Genomic DNA, 20880 nt, shown 5'->3' with positions numbered 1-20880 from the left:
ACCCCGGGCGCGCACGACCTATTCCGCGGCAGGGCCGACCGGGTGAGGCCCCGGTTCCGGCCCCCGCGACGGCACCGGCCGGCCGCCGAACGGATCCGCCAGCTCCGCCCGCAGTACCGCGGCCGCCGCCTCCGCGTCGCCCTCGGACACCGCGCGTGCCAGCGCCTCGTGGGCCGCGTCCCCGGTGTCCGGGTCGGCGGTGCGCAGTCCGGTCAGGGCCAGCAGCTCGATCAGCCCGTCCCGGAGCACCGGCCTGAACTCGGCGAACAGATCGGTGAGCACGGGATTGTGCGCGGCGGCGACCACGGCCGCATGGAAGGCGATGTCGGCGTCGACGAAGGCCGCGTCGTCCGCACTCCCCGCCGCCCGGCGGTCCGCCAGCGCCGCCTCGATCGCCGCCACGTCCTCGGCCGTACGGCGCTCCGCGGCCAGCCGGGCCGCGTGCACCTCGACCGCCGTCCGGACCTCGTACACGTCGGTCACCGCGGCCCGGCGCAGCCGCGTCGGCCAGTCCTCGGCGGCCTCGGTCGCGATGACGAAGACGCCCGAGCCCTGCCGGGGCTGCACCAGCCCGGCCCCGGCGAGCGCGCGCAGCGCCTCCCGGACCGTGGAGCGGCCCACGCCGAGCTCCTTCGCCAGGGTCGTCTCGCCGGGCAGCCGGGTGCCGACGGGCCAGGCGCCGCCGGTGATCTGCGCCCGCAGCCGGGCGGCGGCCTGTTCGACCAGGGGGCTCGGACGGACGGGACCGAGGGCCATGCGGTGTCACCAACTCCTCTGCGGACGAACACGCTGCACAGGAATTCTCACTTGTCTGAGGACCTGAGGAGTCGCTAGCGTACCGGTCATGACGCTCCGCGGTCTTCTTCTCGGCTGCCGCGGCGGGGCCTGACGCGACCGGCACCCCGCCGCGGGTCGCCGTGCTGCCGGTCACCGTCCCGAAAGACGCGCCGAGAGGCAGCAGCACCGATGACCCTCCTGTGGAATCCCCAGCAGCCCAGCCCCATGCCGTACCACCGCTACCGCCCCTTCCAGGAACGGGTGCGGGTGCCGGTGGCGGACGGCCGCGACTGGCCCGCCGCCCGGATCGAGCGCGCCCCGCTGTGGGTGCCGGTCGACCTGCGCGACGGCAACCAGGCGCTCGCCGAGCCGATGGACACCCCGCGCAAGCGCCGCTTCTTCGACCTGCTGGTCCGGTTGGGCTTCAAGGAGATCGAGGTCGGCTACCCGTCCGCGAGCCGGACCGACTTCGACTTCGTACGGCACCTGGTGACCAGCGGTGCGGTGCCCGGCGACGTGACGCCCGTCGTCTTCACCCCGGCCCGGCGGGACCTGATCGACCGGACCTTCGAGGCGGTCGAGGGGATGGAGCGGGCCGTCGTCCACCTCTACATCGCCACCTCTCCGGTGTGGCGGGAGGTGGTGCTGCGCCGCGGCCGCGCCGAGGTGTGGCGGACCGTGCGCGAGGCGGCCGCGCACATGGCCCGCCGGGCCGGGGACGCGCCCGGCATCCGCTTCCAGTTCTCCCCGGAGACCTACAACCTCACCGAGCCCGACTTCGTCCTCGAACTCTGCGACGGACTCAGCGAGTTGTGGGACGCGAGCCCGGACCGGCCGGTCACCCACAACCTCCCGGCGACCGTCGAGATCGCCACCCCGAACGTCTACGCCGACCAGATCGAGTACGCCCACCGCCACCTCGCCCGCCGTGACTCGGTGATCCTCTCCGTGCACCCGCACAACGACCGCGGCACCGGGGTCGCCTGCGCCGAACTCGCCGTGCTGGCCGGCGCCCAGAGGGTGGAGGGCTGCCTGTTCGGCAACGGCGAACGCACCGGCAACGTCGACCTGGTCACCCTCGCGCTGAACCTGTTCGCCCAGGGGGTCGATCCCATGGTCGACCTCGGTGACATCGACGCGGTCCGGGAGACCGTCGAGGAGTGCAACCGGCTCCCCGTGCACCCGCGCCACCCCTACGCCGGCGAGCTCGTCCACACCGCGTTCTCCGGCACCCACCAGGACGCGATCGGCAAGGGGTTCGAGGAACACGCCCGCCGGGCGGCGGAGTCGGGGGTGCCCGAGGCCCGGGCCCCCTGGTCCGTCCCCTACCTGCCGGTCGACCCGGCGGACCTGGGCCGGACGTACGAAGCCGTGATCCGCGTCAACTCACAGTCGGGCAAGGGAGGTTCGGCGTACCTGATGCGCACCCACCACGACGTCGACCTGCCGGAGCGGATGCGCCCCGAGTTCGCCCGCCTCGTCCAGGAGGTGACGGACGCGAGCGGCCGGGAGGCCGTGCCGAAGGAGCTGTACGACCTCTTCCGCACCGCCTACCTGTCCGAGGGCACCGGCGGCGAGGTCCGGCTGGACTCCTGGTCGGTGCACGAGGAGGCACCGGGCCGGCACCGCTTCGTCTGCACCCTGCGCACGGCCGACCGCAGCGGCGACCACGAGGGCACCGGCTCCGGCCCGCTCACCGCGTTCGCCGACGCGCTGGCCGGCGCCGGACACGCGACGGAGATCCTGGAGGTCACCGGCAGCGGGCCGTACCGCTTCGCCGAGTGCCGGGTGAACGGTGCGGCGGCGGTCTGGGGCGCGGCGGAGGATCCCTCCCCGCTCGCCGCCTCGGTGGGCGCGGTGCTGTCCGCGGTGAACCGGGCCGCGCTGCGATGAGCGTCGTACTGCACGCGGACGACGTGCACGTGGTCCTCACCGGTGACCGGGTCGGCACGTGCTTCGGCCTGTCACTGACCCTGGAACGGCACGGCGGCCGCTGGACCGTGCGCGTCGAGACCGGGGCGTGAGGGCCGCCCCCGGCACGGGAAAGGGGGCCCGCGGTCCGGCGGGCCCCCTGCGCTCTTGGCGCCTACTTGCTCAGGTAGGCCCAGAACTCGTCGAACGACAGGACCTTGTCACCGTTGAGGTCCCGGGTCTTGATGATGGCCTCCGCGACCGTGTCGGTCACGTTCCAGTCGCCCCCCTGCGCCAGGGCGGTCTTGAACTCGGCCGCGGTGATGACGCCGTCACCGTCCGTATCGATCCGCTCGAACTGCTTGCGTGCTTCCTCGATGTCCGCCACCGGATCCGCCCCTTCGTACGCTTTACTGCCTGTTGACGGAGGTCAGATTAACCGGCCGCGCGAGCGCGCAGTGCGGCGACCACCCAGGCGAACTCCGCACGGTGTGCGGCCGCGGGCCCCGTACCCCTCACCTCGCACAGCAACTGCCGGTACCGGGCGAGCCGGTCGTTGGACGCCGACTCCATCCGTTCGAGTACGGCGGTCAGGTCCCCGCTCCCCAGCACCTCCCGCACGATGGCCTCCGCCTCCGGCGACTCGGGTGCGACGCCCCGCTCCAGGGCCTCCCCGCCCAGCTGCACCAGCCGCATGGGAAACCACATGGACCGCCCGGAACCGGCGGAGCCTCCCTGGTCCGCCGCGTTGAACTCGACCACCCGCCGCATCTGCGCCCGGAACTCCGGGTCCTGGACCATCTCCGCCAGCTCCACCCAGGCGTCCACCTGCTCGTTGGTGGGCTCCTCCGGCAGGTCGACCGCGATGGAGCGCATCCGTTCCTCGATGGCCGGGTCCACGGCGTCGAGCCCGTGGAACAGCTCCGCCACGAACTCCTCCATGATCCGCTTCCGTTCGGCCGCCGACAGCCGCGCCAGCTTGTTCATGAGCGTCATCTCCTCCGCGTTCGAACCACGTCGCGCCACCGTCGACAGCACCGCACGGGTCACCTTCAGCGACCTGATCTGCGCGTCCAGCGCCGCCACGTGCGCGGCCGCGACCTCGGCCACGGTCTGCTCGCCGGAGAGCACCGCACGCACGTGCCCGAGGCCGAGCCCCAGCTCGCGCAGGGTGCGGATCAGCTCCAGGCGGGCGAACGACCCGGCGTCGTACAGCCGGTAGCCGCCCGGCGACCGGGTCACCGGGGTGAGCACACCCTCGTCGGACCAGTAGCGGATGGTGCGCACGGTCAGCCCGGTGGCCCTGGCCAGCTCGCCGATGGTGAAAAGTCCGGTGCTGTCTTCGATCACGTCTGCGAGTGTGGGCCTTCCAGTGGGTGGAGACTCAAGGAGTCCCGGGGAGTCGAGGAGCACGGTGGCGGAGAACAGCCTGCGGGACATTCTGGACGCGGCGGCCCGGGGTGTCTTCCCGCCGCCCGACGGCCGTACGACGGTCGTGCCCCAGCCGTCCCCGCGGGACGCGGGCGTCCTCTCCTTCACCGCCCACTCGGTCGTCTTCGTCGACGAGGACCCGGAGTGGGTGTACGACACCCTGCGCGCCACCCCCAGCGACCCGCTGGCCGCCACGATGAACTCGCGCTTCCTCACCGCCCTGATGGACCGCACCGGCCGCGAGCAGGAGACCATCGACGCGCTGCTGGTGGCCGACCCGCTGCCCGGCCGCCCGGACCTGCCCCTGACCGAGCTCACCGGCCCCGACCACTCCCGGGTCGCCTACGCCCGGGCCCGCCGGGACGAGGTCCGCGCCTGGGCGGCGGACGGCGGGGTGCTGGTGCTGGGCCGGGGCGTCGCGGGACGTCTGGAGGTCTCCCTGGAGGTGGACGAGGGGGTACGCCAGCGGGGGCTGGGCCGGGCCCTGCTGACCGCCGCCCGGCAGCTCGCCGCGGAACCCCTGTGGGCACAGATCGCCCCGGGGAACGCCCGCAGCATGCGGGCGTTCCGGGCGGCCGGCTACGTACCGGTCGGCGCCGAGGCGCTGCTGCTCAAGGCCTGAGGCTCAGTGCCAGGGCACGTAGTTCGGGTTGTCCTGGCAGTCGTCCATGATCTCGGTCTTGGTCTTCTTGTCGACCGGGCAGACCCCGATGACGTACTGGCGCAGGATCCCGCCGGGGAAGGCGACCTCGACCTGGTCGGCCCACTTGTGGGTGTCACCGATGGTCTTGTTCACGTCGACGCCGCCGGGCGCGTCGACGTAGTAGTTGTAGCCGGACTTGTACCAGGTCTTGTACAGGTCGTGGTCGTAGGTCGTGGAGACGTACGGCGACGGCTGGTTGACCAGGACGTACTGCTCCACGTCGTACTGCCCGTTCACCACGTCCTTGGGCAGGAAGCCCTCCTCGAAGATGACCGAGGGCGCCCGGCTGTCGCTGCGGTAGAGGGTGCCGCAGGTGGTGCGCCAGACGGGGGTCGGCGTGATGCGGTCGACGTCGACGTGGCGGTCGGCGGCGGCCTTGACCTTGTCCTCGAACTGGGGGCAGGCAGGCGCGGCGGCCTTCGCGGAGACGGCGGGCGCCGCGGTCGACGGTACGGCGGCCGTGGTCGCGAGGACGCCGGCGAGGGACAGGACGGCGGCAGCGGCACGCCGCCCGAGGCGAGTGGTGATCATGGGCAGCACGATGTCGGTTCGGTGACGGCGTGCCGGGGATCGTCACTCGATCGGCGGCGTGTCCGACCGGCCCGCGGTCAGCGGAAGATGCCGGTGTGGCCGAGCGAGTAGCGGCCCGGCTGCGGGTAGACGGCGAGGCCGTGCGGGCCGCTGCCGACGCGGATGCGGGCCAGTTCGGTGCCGGTGCGGGTGTCGATGGCGTACACCTCGGAGTTGTACCGGCCGGACAGCCACAGCACCTTGCCGTCCGCCGAGACCCCGCCCATGTCGGGGCTGCCGCCGCCCGGCAGCCGCCACTTCCCGGTCAGCCGGTTCCGGGTGAAGTCGAAGAGGGAGATGGTGCCCTCACCCCGGTTGGAGATGTACATCACGCGGGAGTCCCGGCTGACGTACAGCCCGTGCGCGCCCTTCCCGGTGGGCAGCAAGGTCGGCTTGGTGAAGGCGTCGCCGTCCAGGATCCACACCCCGTCGGCCATCATGTCGGCGATGTAGAACCGCTTGCCGTCCGGCGAGACCTTGACGTCCTGCGGCATGGCGCCGTGGAACGGCAGTTTCTCGTGGCGGAGCACCTCCATCTTCTCCGTGTCCACCTTGAGCAGTTCGCCGCTGAACTCGCAGGAGACGATGAAGTACCGGCCGTCGAGGGAGAAGTCGGCGTGGTTGACCCCGTAGCAGCCGACCGGGACGGCCTTGACGGTCTTCATGGTGTGCGCGTCCCGGAAGACCAGCTGACGGTCGTTGGACGCCATCACGATCGCGTACCTGCCGTTGGGCGTGAAGTACAGGTTGTACGGGTCGTGGACGGGAACCGGCTTGCCGGCCCGGCCGGTCCGCGGGTCGATGGGGGTGAGGCTGTTGCCCAGGTCGTTGTTGACCCAGAGGGTCTTCAGGTCCCAGGACGGCACGACGTGCTGCGGCTGCCGGCCGACCCGGATGGTCCCGATCACCTTGTACGTCCTCGGGTCGATGACCGAGACCGTGTCGGAGTTGGTGTTCGGGACGTAGACCAGGGACGGGAAGCCCTTGACCACGGGTGACAGGTTGCCGGGGCGGTCGGCGGCGTACACGTCCTTCGGGTCGAGGACCGGGGGCATGCCCGGCAGCCCGACGGCGACCGGCTCCACCTTCTTCGCCGGCGGCTGCACGGCCGCGGTGGTGGCGGCCGGTGCCGCGGGGCCCTCGGATCCGCCGCTGCACGCGGGCAGCAGCGCCAGGGCGGCGAGGACGGCACCGGCGGACAGCAGACGGGCGGCGTTCGTGGTTCGCATCAGCTGAGCAGCTCCGTGGTGGTGACCGCGCGCAGTCCACGGCGGTGCAGTTCTTCGAGGACGGCGGGGAGGGCGGCGACCGTGTCCGGATACCCGAAGTGCATGCTCACCACCGAGCCGCCGGTGACCTCCGCGAGCACCTTGCGGGTGATGGCCGGCGCGCCGGGCCGGGTGTAGTCGAGCGAGTCGACGTCGTACGACAGCACGTGCGGGTAGCCGGCCTCGGCCGCGAGCCGGGCGACGAGCGGGGAGGCGGTCGGCGCCCGGGAGGGGCGGAACCAGCTCCCGATCGATCCGGTGAGCCGCTTGAGGCGGTCCGCGCAGTCGGTGATCTCCTTGCGGGCGTCCGCCTCCGCCATGGCGTTGATGGAGATGTGCCGCTGGGTGTGGTTGCCCAGGTCGTGGCCGCCGTCCAGGATGCGGCGGGCCATGGCGGGGTACGCGTCGAGCCAGCTGCCGACGGCCAGGACCGTGAGGTGGGCGCCGTGCTGCTCGGCGGTGGTGAGGAGCCGGGTGGCGAGCGCGGGGTCGCCCTGGCCGTGGAAGGTGAGGGCGACGGAGGCGCGGGTGCGGGGGCCGTGGGTGACCTGGAAGGGGAGCCGCTTGGGGGAGGCCGAAGGTGACGTGGGGGATGTGGCGGGCGGTGCTGCAGTGGCCGTACCGGTGCTACCGCAACCGGTGGCGAATGTGCCTCCGGCGGTGAAGGCGGCGCCTGCGCGGAGGAGGTCGCGTCGGTGGGTGGGGGTCACCTGCACCATTTAAGGTGGGATGAGTAAGAAAGTGGGCTATTGACCCGATAAGGGTTGTGTTTGCGATTACAGGCCGGTGGGGGCTTGTCGCGCCCACGCGGCGGCAGCCGCACATCGATACAGCCCCGCGCCCCCTTGGGGCGCGCTTCACTGGGCCTCTATCGATCAGCCACCCGCATCTCGAACCACGTCGTCTTGCCTCTCGGCAGCAGATCGACGCCCCACCGGTCCGACAGCTTGTCCACCAGGAACAGGCCGCGGCCGCTGATGTCCGTCTCCTGAACCGGCATCAGGCAGGGCAGTCCGCGCGACGGATCGCGTACCTCCACCCGGATCCACCCGGGGCGGCGGCGCATCCGGAGGCCGAAGACCCGGGCTCCCGTGTGCCGTACGGCGTTGCCCACCAGTTCCGAGACGAGTAAAACCGCGTCTTCCGTCATCTTGGGACTGAGCCGCCACTGGCGGAGAACGACGACCTGGGCGAGCCGGCGGGCGGTGGCCGCGGACTCGGGGCGGGACGGCAGCGGAACCTCCGCGTCCGTGGGATTGCCGAACAGTTCGATCGCCTTGAGTGCCCGCTCGTCCTCGACCGCAGGCGACCAGCGCGCCGCGGCCGCACGGCTGTGTCCCCGCGGCTGTTCGATGCCCTCCAGCCCCGCCATGCCCCCATCATGGCCGCCCAGAGCACCCTCCGGGGCCGTTCCCGAGGAATACGCCCCCGGGAAGCTTCCGCCCGATGCCGGGCTCGCGGCATATGCCGAAGGCATTTCGGAAGCCTCAACAGCCCGTCCGACCTGCGAAGATGTTCCGTCTCCGGGCAATCGCCAGACCCCCTCGACAAGGCGGGCTTAGGGTTGCCTTAAGGCTCCCATAATCCGCCCCATCGGGGGACCCGGAATCAGACATCGCGTCAATTGCAAGCGGTTCGGAACATTCACAGCAGGGCGAAGATCACAGGAACTTGGCCTTGCCAGGCCCCTCTTCCACGAAGCTCCGCATCCCGCGCTCCCGGTCCTCGGTCGCGAACAGCCCGGCGAACCAGTTCCGTTCGACGGCCAGTCCCGTCTCCAGGTCGGTCTCGACGCCGGTGTCGATCGCCTCCTTGGCGGCCCGCAGCGCGATCGCCGGCCCCTGCGCCAGCTTCGCCGCCCAGGCGTGCGCCTCGGTGTAGACGTCGGCGGCGGGCACGACACGGTCGACCAGGCCGATGGCGAGCGCCTCGTCCGCCTTGACCATCCGGCCCGTGAAGATCAGGTCCTTGGCCCTGGACGGACCGACCAGCCGAGGCAGCCGCTGGGTGCCGCCGGCCCCCGGGATGAGCCCGAGCAGGATCTCGGGCTGACCGAGCTTGGCGTTGTCGGCGGCGATCCGGTAGTCCGCGCAGAGGGCGAGCTCGCAACCGCCGCCGAGCGCGTAACCGGTGACGGCGGCGACGACCGGCTTGGGGATCCGGGCGACGGCGGTGAAGGAGTCCTGGAGGTCACGGGCGCGCAGAACCATGGCGGCATGGTCCATGTTCTGCATTTCCTTGATGTCGGCTCCCGCCGCGAAGACCTTCTCGCCGCCGTAGACGACGACGGCACGAACGTCTTCACGACGGGTGGCCTCTCCCGCCAGCTCCTTGATCCGGTCCTGGGTGGCGACGTCGAGCGCGTTCATCGGCGGCCGGTCCAGCCGGAGAGTGCCCACGCCTTCGGAGACTTCGAGGGTTACAGTCATGCCCCGCAGGTTAGCGGGCGTTCACGCAGTCCATTCCTTCCAGGACATGTTCCACCCGTTGAGCCCGTTGTCAGGCGAGACCGTCTGGTCGTTGGAGTGCTTCACCGTCACCACGTCGCCGATGATCGAGTGGTCGAAGAACCAGGCGGCCGGCACCGACCGGTCACCCCCGCCCCGGATGTCCCGAAGGCCGACGCATCCGTGGCTCGCGTTGTAGTTGCCGAACGCGTCGCCACCCCAGTAGTTGCCGTGGATGAACGTCCCCGACGTGGTCAGCCGCATCGCATCCGGCACGTCCTTGATGTCGTACTCGCCGCCGTAGCCGACGGTCTCGCCGTTCATCCGCGTCACGCGCAGCTTCTCGCTGATGACCATCTGGCCGTTCCACGTGTCGTAGCCCGGCTTGCCGGTCGTGACCGCGAGGGTCTTCACGACCTTGCCGTCCTGCATGACCTTCATCGTGTGCTTCTTGGCGTCGACGATCGACACCTGGTTGCGGCCGATCGTGAACTTCACGGTCTTGGCCTGCTCGCCGTACACGCCGTCACGGCCCTCGACGCCGTTGAGGTTGAGGGAGACGGAGACCTTCGTGCCGGACTTCCAGTAGTTCTCGGGGCGGAAGTCGAGGCGGTCGTTGCCGAACCAGTGGCCCTCGACGTCGACCGCCGGCTCGGTCTTGATGGTGATCGCCTTCTCGACCGCGTCCGGGTCGGTGATGCCCCGGGTGAAGTGGACGGAGAACGGCATGCCGACGCCGACCGTGGAACCGTCCTCCGGCGTGAAGTAGCCGACGAACGTGTTCTTCGGGGTCAGCGTGGTGAAGCTGGAGTCCTCCGCCGACTCACGGCCGTCGGCGTCCTTCGCGACCGCGTGCACCGTGTACTTCGTGGAGTTGGCGAGGTGCGTCGAGGGCGTCCAGCTGGCGCCGTCCGCGGCTATCGCCCCGTCGATCTTCTTGCCCTTGGCGTCCTCGACGTCGACGTCGGTCAGCTTGCCCTTGGCGGCGCTGACCTTGAGTGCCCCGCTGGTGTCCACGCCGGTCGCGCCGGACTTGGGGCTGATGCTGACGGTGGCCACGGACTGCTTGCCGGCCTGGGTGGTGGAGTCCTTGGCCTTGGCGTTGCCCTCGTCCGCCCCCTTGCCGGAGGAGGAGCCGCCACCGCAGGCGGTGACGGCCATCAGCAGGACACCGGCGACGACCGCCATTCCCTGCTTCCTCCGCGTCCCCCGAACCGACGCCCCCGATATCGGCCGCTCGTTCAAAGTGGTTCTCCCCTCCCAGGGCCTGGTCAGGCCCACCCCGGCGCGTCAGGCGCGCGCTCTGGCGCATATTAACCGCAGGGTTTTGAGGTTGGTGTTGGGCGAATGTCACCGTTGCGTCGCAACTTCCCGCCCCCGCCGACCCGCCCCTACCTGGTCACTTGACCGCGCTGCCCGCCTTCCACTCCTTCCATCCCATGTTCCACCCTCCGAGGCCGTTGTCGGGAGAGACCGTTTTGTCCTTGCTGTTGACGACCTCGACCACGTCCCCGATCAGGCTGCGGTCGTAGAACCAGCCCGCGGGCGTGTCCGAGCCGCCGCCCTTCACGTCACGCAGGCCGACGCAGCCGTGGCTGACGTTGACGTGGCCGAAGGCGTCCGGCGCCCAGTAGTTGCCGTGCAGGAAGGTGCCGGAGTCGGTGAGCTTGAGGGCGTGCGGGACGTCGGGGATGTCGTACTCGCCGCCGAAGCCGACCGTGCGGCTGTTCATGCGGGTCACGTCGTGCATCTCCATCACCACCATCTTCCCGTTGTAGGTGGTGTGCTCGGGCGCCCCCGCGGTGATCGGCACGGTGGCGAGCAGTGCGCCGTCCCGGCGGACCTGCATGGTGTGGGCGGCCGCGTCGACGAGGGAGACCTGGCTGCGGCCGACGGTGAAGGTGAACGTCTTGTACTGCAGGCCGTAGACGCCGCGGGCGCCCTCGACGTCGCGGAGCCCGAGGCCGACGGTGACGACCGTGCCGGGCTGCCAGTAGTGCGCGGGGCGGAAGTCGAGGCGGTTCTTGCCGAACCAGTGCGGGCGGATCTCGACCGCGGGCTTGGCGGTGACCTGGACGGCGCGTTCGACGGCGGCGCGGTCCTCGATGTCGCGGCTGAAGGCGAGGGAGACGATCATGCCGGTGCCGACGGTGGCCCGGTTCTCCGGGGTGACGTACCCGATGAAGCGTTCGTCGGGGACGAGCGTGGTGAAGGTGGTGTGCCGGGCGGAGCGGCGGCCCTCGCCGTCCACGGCGACCGCGTCGACCGAGTACTTGGCGGCGAGCGCCAGTTTCGGGTCGTCGGGCCGCCAGGTCCTGCCGTCCGTGGCGATGTGCCCGGGGACCGGGGAGTCCTGGGCGTCCTGGGACCTGACGACGCTGACGGACTCCAGGTGGCCGTGGGCCACCCGTACCGTCAGCCGTCCGTCGGGCCGTACGGCCTTGGTGCCGTCGTCCGGGGTGATGCGGATGACGTCCTCGGGGGCCGGGGGTTTGCCGCCGAGGACGTGGCCGACGCCCAGTGCGCCGGTGTCGTCCGAGGAGCAGCCGGCGGCTCCCGCGAGCAGCCCCGTCCATGTCAGTACCGCCGCCAATGCGGCCCCCGCGCGCCGTGCGCGCCCTTGTGCATGCCTCACGTGCGGCTCAACGAGCGGGCATGCCCCTGGGAAACGTGAGTGCGACCCCGGCACTGGGCAGAACAGAGGGAAGGACGACGAGCTGGGGAGCCGCCGTGCCCGCGGGAGAGCCGTCGCGGGCACGTCCGTAGCGAGCCGCCGACCGTGCCCGGGACCGGGAGTCCGGGCGCCGTCGGCCGCTCGGACGCGGGTGCGTGCGCCCCGGTGGTCGGCGAGCCGCGGGACACGAATAAGGGGCCGACAGGTGACGAGCGCAGCCGAGCAGCAGGGGGCACGGGCGCGGGCCCCGAGGGTGGACGGCCCGGCGGTGGACGGCCCCGAGGCCAACGGCCGTGCGGTGAACGGGACGCCGCTTCCCGTCCCGTCGGCGTGGCCGGGGGCGTCGACACCGCTCGGCGCAAGGTTCCGGGTGGGTCCGGACGGGGTGGCCGGCACCAACTTCGCGCTGTGGGCGGCCGGGGCGGAGGCGGTCCGGCTGTGCCTCTTCGACGAACAGGGGCGGGAGACCCGCATCCCGCTGACCGAACTCACGCACGAGATCTGGCACGGGTTCGTCCCCGGAGTGCTGCCGGGACAGCGGTACGGCTACCGGGTCGACGGCCGCTGGGACCCGTGGACCGGCGCCCGCTGGAACCCGGCGAAGCTGCTCCTGGACCCGTACGCGCGTGCGGTGGACGGCGAGTTCGCGCTGCCGCCCGAGGTGTACGGGCACGTCCGGGACTGGCCGGACCAGCAGGTCGCCGACACCGTCCGCGACGACCGCGACTCGGCGCCGTACGTCCCGAAGGGCGTGGTCGTCCACGATGACGACGACTGGTCCGACGACCACCGCCCGAAGACGCCGTGGGCGGACTCCGTCATCTACGAGCTGCACGTGCGCGGCTTCACCAGACTGCACCCGGGGATACCCGAGGAACTCCGCGGCACCTACGCGGGCCTGGCCCACCCGGCCGCCATCGACCACCTGGTCAACCTCGGCGTGACGGCCGTGGAACTCCTCCCCGTCCACCAGTTCGCCCACGAGGACCACCTGCTCAGGCGCGGCCTGAAGAACTACTGGGGGTACAACTCCATCGGCTACTTCGCCCCGCACGCGGCCTACGCCGCCTCCGGTACGACGGGGCAGCAGGTCGGCGAGTTCAAGCGGATGGTGCGGGCGCTGCACGCGGCGGGCATCGAGGTCATCCTCGACGTCGTCTACAACCACACGGCGGAGGCCGGCGAACTGGGCCCGACGCTCTCGCTCAAGGGCATCGACAACCGGGCCTACTACCGCCTCCAGGACCACGACGCCCGGCGCTTCGCCGACTACACCGGCTGCGGCAACACCCTGCACGTGGTCCGCCCTCACGTCCTGCGCCTCATCACCGACTCCCTGCGCTACTGGGTCACGGAGATGGGCGTGGACGGCTTCCGCTTCGACCTCGCGGCCGCGCTGGCCCGCTCGATGCACGACGTCGACATGCTCTCCCCCTTCCTCGCCGTCATCGCCCAGGACCCGGTGCTGCGCCGGGTGAAGCTGATCGCCGAGCCGTGGGACGTCGGCTCGGGCGGCTACCAGGTGGGCGCCTTCCCACCTCTCTGGACCGAATGGAACGACCGCTACCGCGACGCCGTCCGCGACTTCTGGCGCGGCGCCCTGCCGGACGTGCGCGACCTCGGCTACCGCCTCTCCGGCTCCAGCGACCTCTACGCCTGGGGCGGCCGCCGCCCCTACGCCTCCGTCAACTTCATCACCGCGCACGACGGTTACACCCTGCGCGACCTCGTGTCGTACCAGCGCAAGCACAACGAGGCCAACGGCGAGGACAACCGGGACGGCACCGGCGACAACCGCTCCTGGAACTGCGGGACGGAGGGCGAGACCGACGACGAGAACGTACGGACCCTGCGCCGGCGCCAGTTGCGGAACCTCCTCACCACCCTTCTCCTCTCGACGGGCGTCCCCATGCTGGTGGCCGGCGACGAACTGGGCCGCACGCAGCGCGGCAACAACAACGCCTACTGCCAGGACAACGAGATCAGCTGGCTGGACTGGAGCCTGCTGGACGACCCCGCCTGGCGCCCGCTCCTCGACCTCACCTCCCGCCTCGTCCGGCTCCGCCACCGCCACCCGGTGCTGCGCCGCCGCGCCTTCTTCTCCGGGCGCGCGCACTCGGCGGACGGCCTGCGCGACCTGGCCTGGTTCACCGCGCACGGCGAGGAGATGACCGAACGCGACTGGTACGCCCCCGCCGCCACCCTCGGCATGTACCTCTCCGGCCGCGACATCCCCGGCCGCGACGAGCGGGGCGCCCCGATCCTGGACGACAGCTTCCTCACCGTCCTGCACGCCGGCGACCACCCGACCCAGTTCACCCTGCCGGGCCCGCCGTGGGCGGAACGCTACGAGGTCCTGGTGGACACGGGACGGGAGGAACAGGCGGAGGCACCGGGGGTGGTGCACGAGGCGGGGACGGTGATCACGGTCCAGGGGCGGGCGGTGCTCTTCCTCAGAGTGGCCGACTGACGAGTGGCCGGCTGGGGCAGCGTTTCGGGCGCATAAAATCAGCGCCCTGATCCTGACGCCCCGGACGGCCCGGCTCCCGCCGGGCTTCTCCCGTACCCGAGCTAGGCTCTGGGAGCGAAGGATTGAGGGCCGAGTGCTCGGAGAGCAGCCAGTATCGCCCTTATCCGGGGAACTTCGTGAGTACGGTAGACGCCTGTTCCCCCTAGATGCGCCAGAACTGTGAAGAAGCCTTCGGCGGTTCGGAACTCGTCCTCGAAGAGACTGAAGGCATGCGGCAAGGAGTGGCAGATGGGAAGACCTATCCGTCGAAGCCGGAACGTGTTCAAGAGGGCACGGCCCTGATAGTGAACACGGGCGTCAGCGGATATGTGCCGGTCGTGGGAGAAGCCGATCCCGGGGTCGATGACGATTCGGTCGACCCCGGCCGAGCGAGCGTGATCCACACGCCTCTCGAAGTGGTCGAGCATCCTGGGGACGGGATCGTGGTCGATGCCCTTGGCGTGCACGTCCCGGGAGTTCTTCCCTTCGACATGGCACAGGACCACTGTCGCTTCGTGGTCGGCCAGCACCGGGAACATCTCACCGTCCGATGCCGGCCCGCCGGAGTAATTGACCACGAGTGCCCCGGCGTCCAGGCACGACCGGGCAACGGCGGGCTCGTAGGTCTCGACCGATACGGCGATGCCTTCCGAGGCGAGCCCCTTCACGACCGGCACCAAGGCGGCCACCTGTTCCTGCACGGAGACCTGCGCGGTGCGGGGATTGCTTGACTCGGCGCCGATGTCGACGATGTCGGCCCCTTGTGCGGCGAGGATGCGACCTTTTCTGACAGCGGACTCGGTCGAGGTAGCGACGCTCTCCCGATAGGTGGAGTCCGGAGAGAGGTTGACGCATCCCATGACGGCGGGGGTGGTGTCGACGTCGATTACCCGATCCCCCACTCGAAGTGGTTCCACGGGTAAGGAAAGATCACCCTCGAATCGCCGCGCCAGATCCATCAATTGAGCAAGGGAAATCATCCGACCTCATTCCAGTACGACCGCCCGCGAAGGCACCGCGCTAGCCCAGGATCCCCCGCTGATACCCCGTCGCCACCGCCGCCGCGCGGTCGTTGACGCCGAGCTTGGCGTACAGGTGGGTGAGGTGGGTCTTCACTGTGGCCTCGCTGATGAACAGTTCGCGGGCTATCTCGCGGTTCGAGGTGCCGCGGGCGACCAGGGCCAGCACCTCGCGTTCCCGGGCGGAGAGCGGTTCGTTGCCGGGGGCGGCGGGCGTGCGGACGGCGGAGACCAGGCGGGAGGCGACGGCCGGGGAGAGAACGGTACAGCCCTGGGCGGCGGCGCGGACGGCGGTGAAGAGCTCCTCGCGCGGAGCGTCCTTGAGCAGGTAGCCGGTCGCGCCCGCCTCGATCGCGGGGAGGGTGTCGGAGTCGGTGTCGTACGTCGTGAGGACCAGGACCTGGGCGCGGGCGCCGCGCCGCGTCAGTTCGCGGATGGCGTCGACCCCGCCGCCGCCCGGCATGCGGAGGTCCATGAGGATCACGTCGGGGTCGAGGGTGCCGGCGAGCGTGACGGCTTCTGCGCCGTTGGACGCCTCGCCGAGGACCGTGAAGCCGGGGGCGGACTCGAACATGCCGCGCAGGCCGTCGCGGACGACAGGGTGGTCGTCGACGACGAGCAGCGAGATCGGGGGCTCAGTTGTCATGGCGGACCAACGGTACGCGCGCCGACAGGGCAGTGCCGAGCCCCGGTTCGGACTCCACGGTGAGGGAGCCGGCGATGCGTTCGGCGCGGGCCCGCATGCCGTCCATCCCGAAGCCGCCGACCCGGCTGCGGGCGGGCACGGCGAGCGGGTCGAAGCCGGTGCCGTCGTCGCGGATGTCGAGGATGACCTCGCCGCCCGGGAAGTCGCCCAGATAGGAGAGGGTGACGCCGACGCGGGAGGCGCGCGCGTGCCGGGCGGCGTTGGAGAGGGCTTCCTGGGCGATGCGCAGGAGGGTGGCCGCGACCTCCTCGTGCAGGTGCTCGGCGGTGCCGGTGAGGGTGAACTCGGCGCGTATGGCGGTCCGTTCGCCCCATTCGGCGACCGTCTTCCGCAGCGCCTCGGGCAGCCCGTCGTGCTCCAGGGCGACCGGGGCCAGGTTGTGCACGGAGCGGCGGGCCTCGCCCAGGCTGTGCCGGGCCAGCGCGAGGGCGCGGCCCACGTGCTCCTCGGCCACCTTCGGCTCGGGGGTGTTGGTGACGACCTGGAGCTGGGCGATGATCCCGGCCAGCCCCTGGGCGATGGTGTCGTGGATCTCGGCGGCCAGCCGCCTGCGCTCGTCGGCGACCCCGGCCTCCCGGGCCTGGACGAGGAGCTGGGCGTGCAGGGCCGCGTTCTCGTCCAGGGCCTGGCGCAGGGCGGCGATGGTCTCGGTGCGCTCGCGGGACCGCTGTTTCTCCTGCTCGTTGAGGTGGGCGATCCCCACCTGGAGCGCGGAGTTGACGACCAGCAGCACGGCGAAGAGGAGCCACTGGAGCACGCTCCGGAACGGCATCCCGCCCGTCTGCGCACCGGCCACGGTGACCGCGCCGGCCAGCAGTCCGAGCCGCCGCCACCGGCGCGGCAGCAGCTCGTCGGCGTCCATGTAGCCGGTGGCGGCGTAGAACGCGCAGAACGGGCTGAGCCAGGTGAGCGCGAAGGCGAGGGCCCAGCGGACCACGTAGTACGCGCTCCCGGCCGCGGAGGGTGTACGGCCGTGGTCGGGGCGGCGGGACCGGGTGCCGTGCCACCACAGCTGGAGCACGAGCGCCGCCCCGACCAGGGACCAGGCGGTCAGCCACGTCGCCCGGGAGGTGCCGGGGGCGGCGGAGGCGACCCCGAGGACGATGCTGATGCCGAGAAACCCGTACGGCCCCCAGGTGTGCAGCTGCTCCCAGCGCCGGTCGATCCGGTTGTCCTCCGCGGTCATGTCCCCAGTCTGCACAGTGGGCCGCCTCCTACTCCCAGCGGAACCAGCGGGCGGCCCCGGCCGTCAGCAGGATCGTCCAGGCCGCGAGCACGCCCAGGTGCTCCCAGCCGGGCCAGTGTCCGGCGGCGGCCCGGTCCAGGGCACGGGCCGCCGCGCCGAACGGGGTCAGCTGCACCACCCGGGCCATCGCGTGCGGCATCTCCCGCACCGGGATCCACACGCCCGCGCAGAACATCATCGGGAAGAACACCGCCGAGCCGATCGCGCCCGCGATCTTCGTGGTGCGGGACACCGCCGAGACGACGGAGCCGAGGGCGAGAGCGGCCGCGGCCGCGAGCAGCAGCGCCAGCAGGTACCCGCCCGGCTGCTGCGGCAGCCGTACGTCGAAGGCGAGCCGGCCGACGACGAGCGCGAGCAGTGCCGAGCCCAGCGCGACCGTGCCCTGCACCACCATCTGCGCGGACAGCAGCGCGGAGGGCCGTACGGGGGTGAGCCGCATCCGGCGCAGGATGCCCCGCTCCCGGTGGCCGGTGAGCGCCTGGGGCAGGGTCTGCACGCCGGACATGATCAGGGCGATCAGGACGGCGATGGGGACGTACGCGTCGACCGGCCGCAGCCCGCCCAGGGACGTGTCGGCGTCCCGGAAGGAGGGGATCGAGCCGAGGACCACCAGGAGCAGTGTCGGGAACAGGAAGACCCAGAAGACGGCGCCCGGTTCGCGGCCGAACAGCCGGAACTCGGTGCGCAGGACGGCGGTGTTCATGCTGCGTCTGCCTCCTTCGTGAGGTCCAGGAACGCGTCGTCGAGGGTCGCGTCCACGACCCGGAGCTGGTGGGCGGTGATGCGGTGCCGGGCGAGCAGGGTGATGACGGCGTTGACGGTCTCGTCGGTGCCGGAGAGCGTGATCCGGCCGTCCTTGCGCTCGATCGAGGCGAGGGCCGGGAGGGCGGCAAGGTCGTGGTCGTCCAGGGGGGCGGACGGGGTGAAGCTGATGACGGTGGCGCCGGCGCTGCGGCGGATCAGCCCGGCCGGGGTGTCCAGGGCGGCCACCCGGCCCTTGTCGATCACCGCGATCCGGTCGCAGAGCCGCTGCGCCTCCTCCATGAAGTGGGTGACGAGCAGGACGGTGACCCCGCGGTCCCGGACGTCCTCGATCAGCTCCCAGGTGTCCCGCCGGGCCCGCGGGTCGAGCCCGGTCGTCAGCTCGTCGAGGACGACGACCCGGGGGTTCCCGATCAACGCCAGTGCGATGAAGAGCCGTTGCTTCTGCCCGCCCGACAGCTTGCCGAACCGGGTGGCGAGCTTGCCGGTGAGCCCGAGGCGCTCGGCGAGCGGCGCCCAGTCGAGCGGGCTCGGATAGAAGGAGGCGTACAGCTCAAGGGCCTCGCGGACGGTGAGCTTGGGCTGCAGCTCGCTCTCCTGGAGCTGGGCGCCGAGGACGCGGGCGACCTGCTCGTGGTCGGCGACGGGATCGAGCCCGGTGACCCGGACCCGCCCCGCGTCGGGCACCCGCAGCCCCTCCACGCACTCCACGGTGGTGGTCTTGCCGGCGCCGTTCGGCCCGAGGATCCCGAAGATCTCGCCCTCCTCGACGGCGAGACTCACCCCGTCGACGACGGCCCGGCCGCCGTACGACTTCCGCAGGTCTGTCAATTCGATGACGGTTGGCATGCTCCGAGGGTCCCGTCACGGCCGGGTCCGCCACATCGCCCGCCCCGCTGGAACCGGCATCGGCCGATCGGCTGATGCCGCGCATCCTCCTGTACGACCCCTCGAACGTTCCCCCAGGTCGTAGGTCTGGCGGCGGATTCCGGTCCGGCCAAAACTCGGTGGGCGTTGTCAGTGCCGGTCCGTAGGCTCGCCCGTGATGCCTCCGACACGTGCAACCACCAGGGAACGCTCCGCCGTCCGTATCCTGCTGCGCCTGTGGCCGTACGTACGGCCGGTGCGGGTACGGCTGTCCGTCGCCGCGTGCGTGGCGATCGTCGCCTCCTGTACGGGGCTCGTGATCCCCCTCGTCCTCAAGTGGATGGTGGACGGCCCGGTCGCCGACCACGACCCGGCCGGGGTATGGCTCGGCGCGCTGTACCTGCTGCTGCTCGGCATCGCGGAAGCACTCCTCTTCGGCCTGCGCCGCTGGCTGGTCGCCAGGCCTCTCTCGCGTGTCGAGGCGGGGATGCGGGCGGACCTGTACGGCCATCTCCAGCGCCTGCCGGTCGCCTTCCACGACCGCTGGGCCTCCGGCCAGCTGCTCTCCCGGGCCACCACCGACCTGATGCTGCTCCGCATGTTCCTCGCCTTCCCGCTGACCTTCCTCCTCGTCAACGGGGTGACGATCCTCGTCGGCGTGCTGATCATGCTGGCGCAGGACTGGACGCTGGGCCTGGTCATCCTGGTCCCCGCCGTCCCCATGGTGTGGACCTGCGTGCTCTTCGAGAAGCGGTACGCGGAGGTGGCCCGGCTCGCCCAGGACCAGGTGGGCGACCTGACGACGGTGGTCGAGGAGAGCGTGCTCGGCATCCGCATCATCAAGGGCTTCGGCCGGCATCGCAGCCAGGCCCGCGCCTTCCGCGACCTGGTCCGCACGCTGCGGACCACCGAGCTGCGCAAGGCGCGGATGCTGGCCGCCATCTGGGCCGTCATCGTGACCCTCCCCGAACTCGCCATCGGCGCCGCCCTCTTCTGGGGCTCCATCCAGGTCGCCGACGGCGACCTCAGCGCCGGCACCCTGGTCGCCTTCCTCTCCACCGCCCTCGCCCTCCGCTGGCCGGTGGAGTCGATCGGCTTCCTGCTGGCGATGAGCCAGGAGGCGGCCACGGCGACGGAAAGGTACTTCGAGGCACGGGACGCTTTGCAGGAGGACGTCGATTCAGCTGCGGCTGAGTGGGGGCTGAGCGCAAGCCCCCACCGGCCCGCATCCGACAACGATGGCATCCGCTTCCAGTCAGTCTCCTTCCGCTACCCCGACGCCGACCCCGAATCCGCCCCCGCCCTCGCCCACATCGACCTCCACATCCGCCCCGGCGAATCCATGGCCCTCGTCGGCGCCACCGGCAGCGGCAAGACCACGCTCACCGCCCTCATCCCCCGCCTGCATGAGACGACCTCCGGCCGGATCACCCTGGACGGCACCGACATCACCGCCCTGTCCCGCGAGGAACTCCGCACCCTCGTCGCCGTGGCCTTCGAGGAACCCACCCTCTTCTCCGCCTCCGTCGGCGAGAACGTGCTGATGGGAGCCGACGACAGCGCCGGCGAGCCCGAGCTGGCCCGTGCCCTCGCCGTCGCCCAGGCCGACTTCGCGCACGCCCTCCCCCAGGGCACCGCGACCCAGGTCGGCGAGCAGGGCCTCAGCCTCTCCGGCGGCCAGCGCCAGCGCCTCGCGCTCGCCCGGGCGGTCGTCGGCCGGCCCCGCTTCCTCGTGCTTGACGACCCCCTCTCCGCCCTGGACGTCCACACCGAGGCCGCCGTGGAGGCGGCCCTGCGCGACGTGCTCGCCGACACCACGGCGCTGATCGTCGCCCACCGCCCCTCCACCGTGCTGCTCGCCGACCGCGTCGCCCTACTCTCCGGCGGCCGTATCACCGCCGTCGGCACCCACCAGGAACTGCTACGCGGTAACACCGAGTACGCCCATCTGATGTCCGGGGAGGATCACCGCCGTTGACTTTCCACCCCC

The 20880-nt window shown here is 71.4% G+C and carries 20 protein-coding genes; 5 read left to right on the top strand and 15 right to left on the bottom strand.

Annotated features, from left to right (window positions below; genetic code table 11):
- Nucleotides 1-18: 18 nt before the first annotated feature.
- A complete protein-coding gene (locus ABZ887_RS41995; protein WP_361302493.1) occupies nucleotides 19-756 on the bottom strand; it encodes an FCD domain-containing protein in 738 nt (245 codons plus the stop codon).
- Nucleotides 757-966: 210 nt separating this feature from the next.
- Here ABZ887_RS41995 and ABZ887_RS41990 point away from each other — a divergent pair, with 210 nt between their 5' ends.
- Nucleotides 967-2670: a 2-isopropylmalate synthase gene (locus tag ABZ887_RS41990; protein ID WP_361302490.1), complete on the top strand. Its 1704-nt coding sequence runs from the start codon at nucleotides 967-969 to the stop codon at nucleotides 2668-2670.
- Nucleotides 2667-2801, top strand: a complete 135-nt coding sequence (locus ABZ887_RS41985) for a hypothetical protein (protein WP_361302487.1) — start codon at nucleotides 2667-2669, stop codon at nucleotides 2799-2801. The genes ABZ887_RS41990 and ABZ887_RS41985 overlap by 4 nt, the downstream gene beginning before the upstream one ends.
- Nucleotides 2802-2863: 62 nt before the next feature.
- Here ABZ887_RS41985 and ABZ887_RS41980 read toward each other — a convergent pair whose 3' ends face one another.
- Nucleotides 2864-3076: an EF-hand domain-containing protein gene (locus ABZ887_RS41980; RefSeq protein ID WP_089098659.1), complete on the bottom strand. Its 213-nt coding sequence runs from the start codon at nucleotides 3074-3076 to the stop codon at nucleotides 2864-2866.
- Nucleotides 3077-3123: 47 nt separating this feature from the next.
- Nucleotides 3124-4038, bottom strand: coding sequence for a MerR family transcriptional regulator (locus ABZ887_RS41975; RefSeq protein ID WP_361302483.1), 915 nt, complete (start codon nucleotides 4036-4038; stop codon nucleotides 3124-3126).
- A gap of 64 nt (nucleotides 4039-4102) precedes the next feature.
- Here ABZ887_RS41975 and ABZ887_RS41970 point away from each other — a divergent pair, with 64 nt between their 5' ends.
- Nucleotides 4103-4741, top strand: coding sequence for a GNAT family N-acetyltransferase (locus tag ABZ887_RS41970; RefSeq protein WP_361302480.1), 639 nt, complete (start codon nucleotides 4103-4105; stop codon nucleotides 4739-4741).
- Between the two features lie 3 nt (nucleotides 4742-4744).
- Here the strand turns inward: ABZ887_RS41970 and ABZ887_RS41965 are convergent, their stop codons facing one another.
- The 7 genes from ABZ887_RS41965 to ABZ887_RS41935 all read right to left on the bottom strand — a co-directional run bounded on the left by ABZ887_RS41965 (nucleotide 4745) and on the right by ABZ887_RS41935 (nucleotide 11742).
- Nucleotides 4745-5353: an ADP-ribosyltransferase gene (locus tag ABZ887_RS41965; protein WP_361302477.1), complete on the bottom strand. Its 609-nt coding sequence runs from the start codon at nucleotides 5351-5353 to the stop codon at nucleotides 4745-4747.
- 77 nt (nucleotides 5354-5430) lie between these two features.
- Entirely contained in the window at nucleotides 5431-6621 is a 1191-nt protein-coding gene (locus ABZ887_RS41960) for a hypothetical protein (protein WP_361302474.1), read from the bottom strand.
- Nucleotides 6621-7379 carry a polysaccharide deacetylase family protein gene (locus ABZ887_RS41955; RefSeq protein ID WP_361302471.1) on the bottom strand — a complete coding sequence of 253 codons (759 nt, stop codon included), beginning with the start codon at nucleotides 7377-7379 and terminating at the stop codon, nucleotides 6621-6623. The genes ABZ887_RS41960 and ABZ887_RS41955 overlap by 1 nt, the downstream gene beginning before the upstream one ends.
- 149 nt (nucleotides 7380-7528) lie before the next feature.
- Nucleotides 7529-8032, bottom strand: a complete 504-nt coding sequence (locus tag ABZ887_RS41950) for an ATP-binding protein (protein ID WP_217547724.1) — start codon at nucleotides 8030-8032, stop codon at nucleotides 7529-7531.
- Nucleotides 8033-8321: 289 nt separating this feature from the next.
- The gene (locus tag ABZ887_RS41945; RefSeq protein WP_361302466.1) at nucleotides 8322-9089 is read right to left on the bottom strand and encodes an enoyl-CoA hydratase-related protein; all 768 of its coding nucleotides are present in this window, start codon (nucleotides 9087-9089) and stop codon (nucleotides 8322-8324) included.
- Between the two features lie 21 nt (nucleotides 9090-9110).
- Nucleotides 9111-10295 carry an Ig-like domain-containing protein gene (locus ABZ887_RS41940; protein WP_361302463.1) on the bottom strand — a complete coding sequence of 395 codons (1185 nt, stop codon included), beginning with the start codon at nucleotides 10293-10295 and terminating at the stop codon, nucleotides 9111-9113.
- A gap of 211 nt (nucleotides 10296-10506) precedes the next feature.
- On the bottom strand, nucleotides 10507-11742 hold the full coding sequence (locus tag ABZ887_RS41935; RefSeq protein WP_361302460.1) for an Ig-like domain-containing protein: 1236 nt from the start codon (nucleotides 11740-11742) through the stop codon (nucleotides 10507-10509).
- A 337-nt stretch (nucleotides 11743-12079) separates the two neighbouring features.
- Between ABZ887_RS41935 and glgX the strand changes: the two genes are divergently transcribed.
- Nucleotides 12080-14251: a glycogen debranching protein GlgX gene (gene glgX, locus ABZ887_RS41930; protein ID WP_361302580.1), complete on the top strand. Its 2172-nt coding sequence runs from the start codon at nucleotides 12080-12082 to the stop codon at nucleotides 14249-14251.
- A gap of 101 nt (nucleotides 14252-14352) precedes the next feature.
- Here glgX and ABZ887_RS41925 read toward each other — a convergent pair whose 3' ends face one another.
- From ABZ887_RS41925 to ABZ887_RS41905, 5 genes are read right to left on the bottom strand one after another with little or no spacing between them, the layout of a single operon-like run.
- A complete protein-coding gene (locus ABZ887_RS41925; RefSeq protein WP_361302458.1) occupies nucleotides 14353-15270 on the bottom strand; it encodes a dihydropteroate synthase in 918 nt (305 codons plus the stop codon).
- A gap of 40 nt (nucleotides 15271-15310) precedes the next feature.
- Nucleotides 15311-15955 (bottom strand): response regulator transcription factor, encoded by a 645-nt coding sequence (locus ABZ887_RS41920; protein WP_361302456.1) that lies wholly within the window; start codon nucleotides 15953-15955, stop codon nucleotides 15311-15313.
- Nucleotides 15945-17201: a sensor histidine kinase gene (locus tag ABZ887_RS41915; RefSeq protein ID WP_361302454.1), complete on the bottom strand. Its 1257-nt coding sequence runs from the start codon at nucleotides 17199-17201 to the stop codon at nucleotides 15945-15947. Before ABZ887_RS41915 ends, ABZ887_RS41920 begins: the two co-directional genes overlap by 11 nt.
- A 28-nt stretch (nucleotides 17202-17229) precedes the next feature.
- On the bottom strand, nucleotides 17230-17964 hold the full coding sequence (locus ABZ887_RS41910) for an ABC transporter permease (RefSeq protein ID WP_361302451.1): 735 nt from the start codon (nucleotides 17962-17964) through the stop codon (nucleotides 17230-17232).
- Nucleotides 17961-18872 (bottom strand): ABC transporter ATP-binding protein, encoded by a 912-nt coding sequence (locus tag ABZ887_RS41905; protein ID WP_361302448.1) that lies wholly within the window; start codon nucleotides 18870-18872, stop codon nucleotides 17961-17963. The genes ABZ887_RS41910 and ABZ887_RS41905 overlap by 4 nt, the downstream gene beginning before the upstream one ends.
- Before the next feature lie 196 nt (nucleotides 18873-19068).
- On the opposite strand from ABZ887_RS41905, the gene ABZ887_RS41900 reads away from it, so the two are divergent.
- On the top strand, nucleotides 19069-20868 hold the full coding sequence (locus ABZ887_RS41900) for an ABC transporter ATP-binding protein (protein ID WP_361302445.1): 1800 nt from the start codon (nucleotides 19069-19071) through the stop codon (nucleotides 20866-20868).
- The last annotated feature ends 12 nt before the right edge of the window (nucleotides 20869-20880 follow it).

Source organism: Streptomyces sp. NPDC047061 (assembly GCF_040643955.1).
GTDB lineage: Bacteria > Actinomycetota > Actinomycetes > Streptomycetales > Streptomycetaceae > Streptomyces.
The sequence above is the reverse complement of the archived record's forward strand: the minus strand, read 5'-3'. Positions and strand labels throughout refer to the sequence as shown.